An 11,491-nucleotide genomic window follows, 5' to 3' on the forward strand; every position below is an offset into this window, starting at 1 on the left:
CCCGGTGGCGCTGCGCTTACCGGGGCTACAGATCCTCGGCCACCTGCTGGCCGAGGGGACATCAATGCCGCGAAGTTACCGACGTCAATCGTAGTCTGCTTCAGCCTGCTGCTCATACATCAAATTCAATAACGGATACGGTTGCCCCAGATCGTCCGTTTCAGAGCGCCCTGTCACCCTAAAACCCATCTTCTGATAAAACCCGACCGCTTGTTCATTCTGCTCATTTACATTGGTCGTCAGCTTCGGCGTTAACGACAGCGCATGCTCAATCAGCAACTTCCCCACGCCACAGCCGCGGACATCCGGATCGACGAACAGCGCATCCATATGATCTCCGGTCAGCAGCATAAAGGCGATCGGCTGGTCTTCCGTATTAACCGCCACCCACAGCGGAGCCTCCGGTAAAAATGCGCGTACCATCTCCTCCAACTCCTTTCGATACGCTTTTGTCAGAAAATCATGCGTGGCGTCGACCGACCGACACCAGATCGCAGTCAGTTTATCCCCTTCATCAGGCCGGGAACGGCGGATGTTAATAACCATACTTTCTCCTTTTCTACATTCTTATATTCTAACTCAACAAGCGCCGTGAAATTTTCTCACCGTGTACATGCAGACTCGACATTCACCCGATTCCTGGTTATCTTCAGCTATCTGGATGTCTAAACGTTTATACGTATGCTATGAGGTAATACAGTTATGCCAATTCGGGTGCAGGACGAGCTGCCAGCCGTCAATTTCTTGCGCAATGAAAACGTCTTCGTAATGACGACAACACGTGCAACGACTCAGGAAATCCGCCCCCTGAAGGTGTTAATCCTCAACCTGATGCCGAAGAAAATCGAGACGGAAAACCAGTTCCTGCGTCTGCTATCAAACTCTCCGCTGCAGGTGGATATCCAGTTATTACGTATCGATGCGCGCGAGTCGCGTAATACCCCTGCGGAGCATCTGAATAACTTTTACTGTAATTTCGATGAGATCTGCGATCAGAACTTTGACGGCCTGATTGTTACCGGCGCTCCTTTAGGCCTGGTTGAGTTTAACGATGTTGCTTACTGGCCGCAGATCAAACAGGTACTGGAGTGGGCCAAGGATCACGTCACTTCGACGCTGTTCGTCTGTTGGGCGGTTCAGGCCGCGCTGAACATTCTGTACGGCATTCCCAAGCAGACCCGCGCCGAAAAGATTTCCGGCGTCTATGAACACCATATTCTTCATCCGCACGCCTTACTGACCCGCGGTTTCGACGACTCTTTCCTGGCCCCGCACTCACGCTATGCTGATTTTCCGGCCGGACTTATTCGCGACTATACCGATCTTGAGATCCTCGCGGAGACGGAAGAGGGCGATGCGTATTTGTTCGCCAGCAAAGATAAGCGCATCGCCTTTGTCACCGGCCACCCGGAGTACGATGCCAATACCCTGGCAAGCGAATATTTCCGCGATGTGGAAGCCGGTTTGAACCCTGAGATACCTCATAACTATTTCCCACAAAACGACCCGCAGAACAAACCGCGCGCCACCTGGCGCAGCCACGGCAATCTGCTGTTCGCTAACTGGCTTAACTATTACGTCTACCAGATTACGCCATACGATCTGCGTCATATGAATCCGACGCTGGAATAATACTCTATGTGAGACGATCCTAAAGCGTTTCAGCATTTTGCCTCTGGCACCTTCGGGTGCCTTTTTTATTTCCGAAATTCACTTCATACACGATGATAACTTTAATTTCATTGTTATCAATGTGTTAATGATAATTTAAAATTAAAATGGAAATTGTTTTTGATTTTGGAAATTAATTGAGTAGTCTTAATTGTGCTGAGCGAAAACTGCACAACGATCTTTCGCTCGCTTCCAGCGGATCAACCAAGAGGAGCAGCACAATGACGCAGCAGGCGACAATCACCGATGAACTGGCCTTTAGTCAGCCCTATGGCGAGCAGGAGAAGCAGATCTTAACGCCTGAGGCGGTAGAATTTCTGACGGAACTGGTGAGCCGCTTTACGCCGGCGCGCAATAAGCTGCTGGCCGCGCGTTTGCAGCAACAGCAGGCTATTGACGACGGGCAGCTTCCGGATTTTATTTCGGAAACTGCTTCCATTAGAAATGGCGACTGGACTATTCGCGGTATCCCGGCTGATTTGCAGGATCGCCGCGTGGAAATCACCGGCCCCGTCGAGCGCAAGATGGTCATTAACGCGCTGAATGCCAACGTCAAAGTCTTTATGGCGGACTTTGAGGATTCGCTGGCGCCTGACTGGCGCAAAGTCATTGATGGTCAAATCAACCTGCGCGATGCCGTGAACGGAACCATCAGCTACACCAACGAGGCCGGCAAAATCTATCAGTTGCAGCCCAATCCCGCTGTGCTGGTATGCCGTGTGCGCGGCCTGCATCTGCCGGAAAAGCATGTGACCTGGCGTAATGAGGCCATCCCCGGCAGCCTGTTCGATTTTGCGCTCTATTTCTTTCATAACTACCAGGCGCTGCTGGTGAAAGGAAGTGGTCCCTACTTCTATCTGCCAAAAACACAGGCCTGGCAGGAGGCGGCATGGTGGAACGATGTCTTCAGTTTTACGGAAGATCGCTTTGACCTGCCGCGCGGCACCATCAAGGCCACGCTGCTGATTGAGACGCTGCCAGCGGTGTTCCAGATGGATGAGATCCTGCATGCGCTGCGCGACCATATTGTTGGCCTGAACTGCGGCCGCTGGGATTACATCTTCAGCTATATCAAGACGCTGAAAAACCATCCGGATCGCGTACTGCCGGACCGGCAGGTGGTGACGATGGATAAACCCTTCCTCAGCGCCTACTCACGCTTGTTGATTAAGACCTGCCACAAACGCGGCGCGTTTGCGATGGGCGGTATGGCGGCGTTTATCCCGAGCAAAGATACCGAACGTAACCGCCAGGTGCTGAGTAAAGTCACCGCCGATAAAGAGCTGGAGGCCAACAACGGTCACGATGGGACCTGGATCGCCCACCCGGGCCTGGCGGATACCGCCATGGCGGTGTTTGACCGCGTGCTGGGCGATAAGCCGAATCAGCTCTCGGTCACCCGGAGCGAGGATGCGCCAATTACCGCTGAACAACTGCTGGCTCCCTGCGAGGGCGAACGCACGGAAGCCGGAATGCGCGCCAACATTCGCGTGGCGGTGCAGTACATCGAAGCGTGGATCTCCGGCAACGGCTGCGTACCGATTTATGGCCTGATGGAAGACGCCGCAACGGCCGAGATCTCGCGCACCTCTATCTGGCAGTGGATCCATCATCAGAAAACCCTGAACGACGGTACCCCAGTCACTAAGGCGCTGTTCCGCCAGTGGCTGGCGGAAGAGCTGATGGTGATTCAGGAGGAGCTGGGAGAGCACCGCTTCAGCCACGGCCGCTTTGACGATGCGGCGCGACTGATGGAGCAGATCACCACCTCCGACGAGCTAATTGATTTTCTGACATTGCCGGGCTACCGCCTGCTGGCCTAATCGCCAGATGGTGTGGTTCGCCATTTAGTCCTTCACCTATGAGCCTGGGGAGCCAGGAAATTATATGGAGCATCTGCACATGAAAACCCGTACCCAACAAATCGAAGAATTAAACAAAGAATGGACGAACCCGCGCTGGGAAGGCATTACCCGTCCCTACAGCGCGGAAGAAGTGGTGAAGTTACGCGGCTCGGTGAATCCGGAATGCACGCTGGCGCAGCTTGGCGCGGCGAAACTGTGGCGTCTGCTGCACGGGGAGGCGAAAAAAGGGTACGTCAACAGTCTCGGCGCGCTGACCGGCGGCCAGGCCTTGCAGCAGGCGAAGGCGGGTATCGAAGCCATTTATCTCTCCGGCTGGCAGGTGGCGGCGGATGCTAACCTGGCGTCCAGCATGTATCCGGATCAATCGCTGTATCCGGCCAACTCGGTACCGGCGGTGGTGGATCGGATCAACAACACCTTCCGCCGCGCCGATCAGATCCAGTGGTCAGCGGGAATTGAACCGAACGATCCGCGCTTTATCGACTACTTCCTGCCGATCGTGGCGGATGCGGAGGCCGGTTTTGGCGGCGTCCTGAACGCCTTTGAGCTGATGAAATCGATGATTGAAGCCGGTGCAGCGGCTGTTCACTTCGAAGATCAGCTGGCATCGGTGAAGAAGTGCGGCCATATGGGCGGTAAAGTGCTGGTTCCGACTCAGGAGGCGATTCAGAAGCTGGTGGCGGCGCGTCTGGCGGCCGACGTGATGGGGGTCCCGACGCTGGTCATCGCCCGTACCGATGCCGACGCCGCGGATTTAATTACCTCAGACTGCGATCCGTACGATCGTGAGTTTATTACCGGGGATCGCACCAGCGAAGGGTTCTTCCGCACACACGCCGGGATCGAGCAGGCGATCAGCCGCGGGCTGGCCTACGCGCCGTATGCGGATCTGGTGTGGTGTGAAACGTCGAAACCGGATCTCGAGCAGGCGCGCCGCTTTGCCGAGGCTATCCATGCGCGTTTCCCGGGCAAACTGCTGGCCTATAACTGCTCGCCGTCGTTTAACTGGAAGAAAAATCTCGATGATAAAACCATCGCCAGCTTCCAGCAGCAGCTGTCGGACATGGGATACAAGTACCAGTTTATTACCCTCGCGGGGATCCACAGCATGTGGTTCAACATGTTCGACCTCGCCCATGCCTACGCTCAGGGTGAGGGGATGCGCCACTATGTTGAGAAAGTGCAGCAGCCGGAATTCGCCGCCGGGCCGGAAGGCTACACCTTCGTCTCGCATCAGCAGGAGGTGGGCACCGGCTACTTCGACAAGGTCACCACCATTATCCAGGGCGGTACCTCGTCGGTAACGGCGCTGACCGGCTCGACCGAAGAAGATCAGTTTTAAGCCATGCCCGGTGGCGCGACGCTGACCGGGCCTGCAAGAGGACGCAGGCCGGATAAGCGAGCGCGCCATCCGGCATGACGTGGCGCCGGATGGGGGAAAGCGATGACGCGTGGTCTTGAATTACTGATTGCCCAAACGATATTGCAGGGATTTGACGCGCAGTATGGGCGTTTTCTTGAAGTCACTTCCGGCGCGCAGCAGCGCTTTGAACAGGCTGACTGGCACGCCGTGCAGCAGGCGATGAAGCAGCGGATCCATCTCTACGATCACCACGTGGGCCTGGTAGTAGAGCAGCTGCGCTGCATCACCGAAGGGAAAAGCACCGACGTCGATTTTCTTCTGCGGGTGAAACAGCAGTACACCCAACTTTTACCGGATTACCCTCGCTTTGAAATTGCTGAGAGCTTTTTCAATTCGGTCTATTGCCGCCTGTTTGACCACCGCTCGCTGACCCCCGAGCGGCTCTTTATTTTCAGCTCGCAGCCCGAGCGACCCTTTCGTACCCTCCCGCGACCGCTGGCGAAAGATTTCTTTCCGGAACGCGGTTGGTCGCACCTGCTGGGTAAAGTACTGTCCGATCTGCCGCTGCGGCTACCGTGGCGAAACAAAGCGCGGGATATCGGCTATATCATTGCCAGTCTGCAGGAGGCGCTGGGGGAGGAACTGCTCGCCACCTGTCATCTGCAGGTCGCCAATGAGCTGTTCTACCGCAATAAAGCCGCCTGGCTGGTGGGCAAACTGGTCATGCCGATGGCGACGCTGCCTTTTTTGCTGCCGATCCACCGCAGCGAAGAGGGTGAGCTGTTTGTTGACACCTGCCTCACAACCCATGCCGAAGCGAGTATCGTTTTTGGCTTCGCGCGTTCCTATTTTATGGTTTATGCGCCGTTGCCCGGCGCGCTGGTGGAATGGCTGCGCGAGATCTTGCCGGGTAAAACGACGGCCGAGCTGTACATGGCGATTGGCTGTCAGAAGCACGCCAAAACCGAAAGCTATCGCGAATATCTACACTACATTACTCGCTGCGATGAGCAGTTTATTGAAGCGCCGGGTATTCGCGGGATGGTGATGCTGGTGTTTACCCTGCCGGGCTTTGACCGGGTGTTTAAGGTGATCAAGGACCGCTTTGCGCCGCAGAAAGAGATGACCGCCGCCCATGTGCGGGCTTGCTATCAGCTGGTAAAGGAGCATGACCGCGTCGGGCGGATGGCGGACACCCAGGAGTTTGAAAATTTCGTGCTGGATAAACGGCAAATCGCGCCGGCGCTGCTGGCGCTGCTGCAGGCGGAAGCGGGGAACAAACTCACCGATCTCGGCGACCGCATCGTCATCAGCCATCTCTATATTGAACGGCGAATGGTGCCGCTCAACCTGTGGCTGGAGCAGGTTAACGGCCAGGCATTGCGTGATGCGGTAGAAGAGTATGGCAATGCTATCCGCCAGCTGGCCGCCGCCAACATCTTTCCCGGCGATATGTTATTTAAAAACTTCGGCGTCACCCGCCATGGCCGGGTGGTGTTCTACGACTATGATGAAATCTGCTATATGACGGAAGTGAATTTTCGCGAGATCCCGCCGCCGCGCTATCCGGAGGATGAGCTGGCCAGCGAGCCGTGGTACAGCGTTTCGCCTGGCGATGTGTTTCCGGAGGAGTTCCGCCACTGGCTGTGCGCCGACCCGCGCATTGGGCCACTGTTTGAAGAGATGCATGCCGACCTGCTGCGCGCCGACTACTGGCGCGCACTGCAGATGCGGATTAAAAACGGCCATGTGGAAGATGTCTACGCCTACCGGCGCAAGCAGCGTTTTAGCGTGCGCTATGGCGCCGACAGTAGGCCGGATAAGGCGTTTACGCCGCCATCCGGCAAGGTGCGCCGATCTGCCTGATGGCGCTACGCTTATCAGGCCTACTTAAAATGCCCCTCTGGGGCATTTTTTTATTTAACCCCGCCATACGCCAGCGTCACTTCCTTCGCCGCCTTGATCACCAGCGCGCCCAGCTCAGTCACCCGATCATCGGTCATACGCGAGATGGGGCCTGAGATGGAGATTGCCGCGAACGGTTCGCGATGTTCATCGTAAATGCAGGCGGCGACGCAGCGCAGGCCGAGCGCGTGCTCCTCATCATCGAAAGAGTAGCCCCGCTTGCGGGTCTGGGCTAAATCTTCCTTCAGATGCAGCGGGGAGACCAGCGTGGCATGCGTATAGGCATGCAGCCCTTTACGGTGCAGCAGACTGGTAACCTGCTCTTCGCTCAGCTGCGCGAGAAACGCCTTCCCGGCGCCGGAAGCGTGCATCGGCAGTTTACCGCCGATTGGCGCCGACATCCGCATCAGCTGGGTGCACTGCACCTGATCGATAATGATCGCCTGGTGGTCGCTCTGGTCGAGCACCGCCAGATTCACCGTTTCACCGGAATCTTCCATCAGCTGGCGCAGGATCGGGTGGACAATGGCCAGCAGATTGCGGCTTTGTAGAAAGCTGCTGCCGACCACGAAAGCATGCGCCCCGACGGCCCAGTGACCCAGCTCGCCAACCTGGCGGACGAAGCCCAGCTGTTGCATGGTGGTCAGCAGACGGTGAGTCGTGGAGTTGGGCAGACCCGCCTGCTGCGCCAGTTCGGTCAGCGCGACGCTGCTGTGGGACTCGGCAATCCATTCGAGTAATTTCAGGCCGCGGGTCAGCGACTGAACCTGACCGCCAGCCTGCTGGGCAGTGGCAGCCGCGGGTTTTCTGCCGCGTTTCGCGGGAATGGGGGTAGTGGCCATCGCGAACTCCTTTTTCTGTATCGTGGAAATAATTTTCGTTTTATTTGGCAATAATGCAATCACAACCGGACTCATCGGATGAGTGAAGCTGAACATGTCTCATATTGCCCGTTGTTGTCTTTTCCGCTCCGGTGGTTTATGCCAGTATGGTTTGTTGGCTATTTGGCCTGAGTCGAGCGTTGTCGGGAGCAAGTGTGAGCAGCAAAGTTGAGCAACTGCATCAGCAGTTAAAAGAACGTATTCTGGTTCTGGATGGGGGCATGGGCACCATGATCCAGGGCTATCGTCTGAGTGAGCAGGACTTTCGCGGTGAGCGCTTTGCTGACTGGCCGTGCGACCTGAAAGGCAACAACGACCTGCTGGTGCTCAGCAAACCCGAAGTGATCCGCGAGATCCACGACGCCTATTTCGAGGCCGGCGCGGATATCATTGAGACCAACACCTTTAACTCGACGACCATCGCGATGGCGGATTACCAGATGGAATCCCTGTCGGCCGAGATCAACTTTGCCGCGGCGAAGCTGGCCCGCGCCAGCGCCGACGCCTGGACGGCCCGCACGCCGGAAAAACCGCGCTATGTCGCGGGCGTGCTTGGCCCGACCAACCGCACCGCCTCTATCTCGCCTGATGTGAACGATCCGGCGTTCCGTAATATTACCTTTGACCAGCTGGTGGCCGCCTATCGCGAATCCACCCGGGCGCTGGTGGAAGGCGGCGTGGATCTGATCCTGATTGAAACGGTGTTTGACACCCTGAACGCTAAAGCGGCCATCTATGCGGTGAAAGAGGAGCTGGAGGCGTTAGGCGTTGACCTGCCGCTGATGATCTCCGGGACCATTACCGATGCCTCTGGCCGCACGCTTTCCGGACAGACCACCGAAGCCTTTTATAACTCGCTGCGTCACGCCGAAGCCTTATCGTTTGGTCTGAACTGCGCCCTCGGGCCGGACGAGCTGCGGCAGTACGTCCAGGAGCTGTCGCGCATTGCCGAATGCTACGTCACCGCGCACCCGAACGCCGGCCTGCCCAACGCCTTCGGCGAATACGATCTGGACGCCGACACCATGGCGACGCAAATTCGCGAATGGGCGGAAGCCGGTTTCCTCAATATCGTTGGCGGCTGCTGCGGTACCACCCCGGAGCATATCGCCGCCATGAGCCGGGCGGTAGCGGGCCTGCCGCCGCGTCAGTTGCCGGAAATTGCGGTGGCCTGCCGCCTCGCCGGCCTGGAGCCGTTGAATATCGGCGACGATAGCCTGTTCGTTAACGTCGGTGAACGAACTAACGTCACCGGCTCGGCGAAATTTAAGCGGCTGATTAAAGAAGAGAAGTACAGCGAAGCGCTGGACGTTGCGCGTCAGCAGGTGGAAAGCGGCGCGCAGATTATCGATATCAACATGGACGAGGGGATGCTCGACGCGGAAGCGGCGATGGTGCGTTTCCTTAACCTGATTGCCGGCGAGCCGGACATTGCCCGCGTGCCGATCATGATTGACTCTTCCAAGTGGGAAGTCATTGAAAAGGGCCTGAAATGTATTCAGGGCAAAGGCATCGTTAACTCGATTTCGATGAAAGAGGGCGTCGAATCCTTTATCCACCATGCGAAACTGGTTCGCCGCTACGGCGCCGCGGTGGTGGTGATGGCTTTCGACGAGGTTGGTCAGGCCGACACCCGCGAACGTAAAATTGAGATTTGCCGTCGCGCCTACAAAATCCTCACCGAAGAGGTCGGCTTCCCGCCGGAAGATATTATCTTCGACCCCAATATCTTTGCCGTCGCCACCGGTATCGAAGAGCATAACAACTACGCACAGGACTTTATCGGCGCCTGCGAAGACATCAAACGCGAGCTGCCGCATGCGCTGATCTCCGGCGGGGTCTCCAACGTCTCCTTCTCCTTCCGCGGTAATGACCCGGTACGTGAGGCGATCCACGCCGTATTCCTCTACTACGCGATCCGCAACGGCATGGACATGGGGATCGTCAACGCCGGTCAGCTGGCCATCTATGATGACCTCCCGGGCGAGCTGCGCGACGCGGTCGAAGACGTGATCCTCAACCGCCGCGATGACAGTACCGAACGGTTACTTGAGCTGGCGGAAAAATATCGCGGCAGCAAAGCGGACGACGGCGCGAATGCCCAGCAGGCGGAGTGGCGCACCTGGGAAGTGAAAAAACGCCTCGAATATTCGCTGGTGAAGGGCATTACCGAATTTATCGAACAGGACACCGAAGAAGCGCGTCAGCAGGCCGCCCGCCCGATTGAGGTCATTGAAGGGCCGCTGATGGACGGCATGAACGTGGTCGGCGATCTGTTCGGCGAAGGCAAAATGTTCCTGCCGCAGGTGGTGAAATCCGCCCGTGTAATGAAACAGGCGGTGGCCTACCTTGAGCCGTTTATTGAAGCCAGTAAAGAGCAGGGCTCCAGTAACGGCAAAATGGTGATTGCCACGGTAAAAGGCGACGTTCATGACATTGGCAAAAACATCGTCGGCGTGGTGCTGCAGTGCAATAACTACGAAATCATCGATCTTGGCGTGATGGTCCCGGCGGATAAAATTCTCAAAACGGCCAAAGAGGTAAACGCGGATCTAATTGGTCTTTCCGGGCTGATTACCCCATCGCTGGACGAGATGGTTAACGTGGCGAAAGAGATGGAGCGCCAGGGCTTTACCATCCCGCTGCTGATAGGCGGCGCGACCACCTCGAAAGCGCATACGGCGGTGAAAATCGAGCAGAACTACAGCGGCCCGACCGTTTACGTACAGAACGCCTCGCGCACCGTCGGCGTGGTGTCTGCGCTGCTCTCGGACACGCAGCGCGACGAGTTTGTCGCCCGCACGCGCAAAGAGTATGAAACGGTGCGTATCCAGCATGGGCGTAAAAAACCGCGTACGCCGCCAGTGACCCTTGCCGCCGCGCGGGAAAACGATCTGGCCTTTGACTGGGAGAGCTACACGCCGCCGGTGGCTCATCGTCTGGGAGTACAGACGGTGGAAGCCAGTATCGAGACTCTGCGCAACTACATCGACTGGACGCCGTTCTTCATGACCTGGTCGCTGGCGGGTAAATATCCGCGCATTCTGGAAGATGAAGTGGTAGGGGAAGAGGCGCAGCGCCTGTTCAAAGACGCTAACGAGCTGCTGGATAAGCTGAGCGCAGAGAAAACCCTGAACCCGCGGGGCGTGGTGGGTCTGTTCCCGGCCAACCGCGTGGGCGACGATATTGAAATCTATCGCGATGAAACCCGCACCCACGTGCTGACGGTGAGCCATCATCTGCGCCAGCAGACGGAGAAGGTTGGCTTCGCCAACTACTGCCTCGCCGATTTTGTCGCGCCGAAGCTGAGCGGCAAGGCGGACTACATCGGCGCCTTCGCCGTGACCGGCGGCCTGGAAGAGGACGCGCTGGCGGATGCCTATGAAGCGCAGCATGATGACTATAACAAGATCATGATCAAGGCCATCGCCGATCGCCTGGCGGAGGCCTTTGCCGAGTATCTGCATGAGAAAGTGCGCAAGGTTTACTGGGGATATGCGGCCAATGAGAACCTCAGCAATGAGGAGCTTATTCGCGAGAACTACCAAGGGATCCGACCGGCGCCGGGATATCCGGCCTGTCCGGAGCATACCGAAAAGGGGACCATCTGGCAGCTACTGGACGTCGAAGCCCATACCGGCATGAAGCTCACCGAATCGTTCGCCATGTGGCCGGGCGCATCGGTTTCCGGCTGGTACTTCAGCCATCCGGATAGCAAGTACTTCGCCGTGGCGCAGATCCAGCGCGATCAGGTCGAAGATTACGCGCTGCGTAAAGGAATGACGCCGGCGGAGGTCGAGCGCTGG

General features: G+C 57.2%; 7 protein-coding genes. 5 read left to right on the top strand and 2 right to left on the bottom strand.

Annotation, left to right across the window (positions count from 1 at the left end; translation table 11 throughout):
* Positions 1-84 precede the first annotated feature (84 nt).
* Positions 85-546, bottom strand: a complete 462-nt coding sequence (locus tag HMPREF9538_RS15040) for an acetyltransferase (RefSeq protein WP_004178258.1) — start codon at positions 544-546, stop codon at positions 85-87.
* Positions 547-702: 156 nt separating this feature from the next.
* Between HMPREF9538_RS15040 and metA the strand changes: the two genes are divergently transcribed.
* The 4 genes from metA (at position 703) to aceK (ending at position 6,765) form a co-directional block, all read left to right on the top strand.
* Entirely contained in the window at positions 703-1,632 is a 930-nt protein-coding gene (metA, locus tag HMPREF9538_RS15035; protein WP_004146576.1) for a homoserine O-acetyltransferase MetA, read from the top strand.
* A gap of 260 nt (positions 1,633-1,892) precedes the next feature.
* The gene (gene aceB / locus HMPREF9538_RS15030) at positions 1,893-3,494 is read left to right on the top strand and encodes a malate synthase A (protein WP_009484986.1); all 1,602 of its coding nucleotides are present in this window, start codon (positions 1,893-1,895) and stop codon (positions 3,492-3,494) included.
* 79 nt (positions 3,495-3,573) lie between these two features.
* Positions 3,574-4,878, top strand: a complete 1,305-nt coding sequence (gene aceA, locus HMPREF9538_RS15025) for an isocitrate lyase (protein WP_004192658.1) — start codon at positions 3,574-3,576, stop codon at positions 4,876-4,878.
* A 102-nt stretch (positions 4,879-4,980) separates the two neighbouring features.
* Complete coding sequence (aceK, locus tag HMPREF9538_RS15020) at positions 4,981-6,765, top strand: bifunctional isocitrate dehydrogenase kinase/phosphatase (protein WP_009484987.1); 1,785 nt, start codon at positions 4,981-4,983, stop codon at positions 6,763-6,765.
* Positions 6,766-6,815: 50 nt separating this feature from the next.
* On the opposite strand, the gene iclR is transcribed toward aceK, so the two are convergent.
* Complete coding sequence (gene iclR / locus HMPREF9538_RS15015) at positions 6,816-7,646, bottom strand: glyoxylate bypass operon transcriptional repressor IclR (protein WP_002884578.1); 831 nt, start codon at positions 7,644-7,646, stop codon at positions 6,816-6,818.
* A 194-nt stretch (positions 7,647-7,840) separates the two neighbouring features.
* Between iclR and metH the strand changes: the two genes are divergently transcribed.
* On the top strand, positions 7,841-11,491 hold a 3,651-nt coding region (metH, locus tag HMPREF9538_RS15010), incomplete at its 3' end, for a methionine synthase (protein WP_032457095.1).

The organism is Klebsiella sp. MS 92-3, assembly GCF_000195655.1.
GTDB classification, from domain to species: Bacteria; Pseudomonadota; Gammaproteobacteria; order Enterobacterales; family Enterobacteriaceae; genus Klebsiella; species Klebsiella pneumoniae.

Coding starts and splice junctions, on each gene's coding strand:
- aceB (WP_009484986.1), top strand. CDS start 1,893: ATGACGCAGCAGGCGACAATCACCGATGAACTGGCCTTTAGTCAGCCC.
- HMPREF9538_RS15040 (WP_004178258.1), bottom strand. CDS start 546: ATGGTTATTAACATCCGCCGTTCCCGGCCTGATGAAGGGGATAAACTG.
- iclR (WP_002884578.1), bottom strand. CDS start 7,646: ATGGCCACTACCCCCATTCCCGCGAAACGCGGCAGAAAACCCGCGGCT.
- metA (WP_004146576.1), top strand. CDS start 703: ATGCCAATTCGGGTGCAGGACGAGCTGCCAGCCGTCAATTTCTTGCGC.
- aceK (WP_009484987.1), top strand. CDS start 4,981: ATGACGCGTGGTCTTGAATTACTGATTGCCCAAACGATATTGCAGGGA.
- aceA (WP_004192658.1), top strand. CDS start 3,574: ATGAAAACCCGTACCCAACAAATCGAAGAATTAAACAAAGAATGGACG.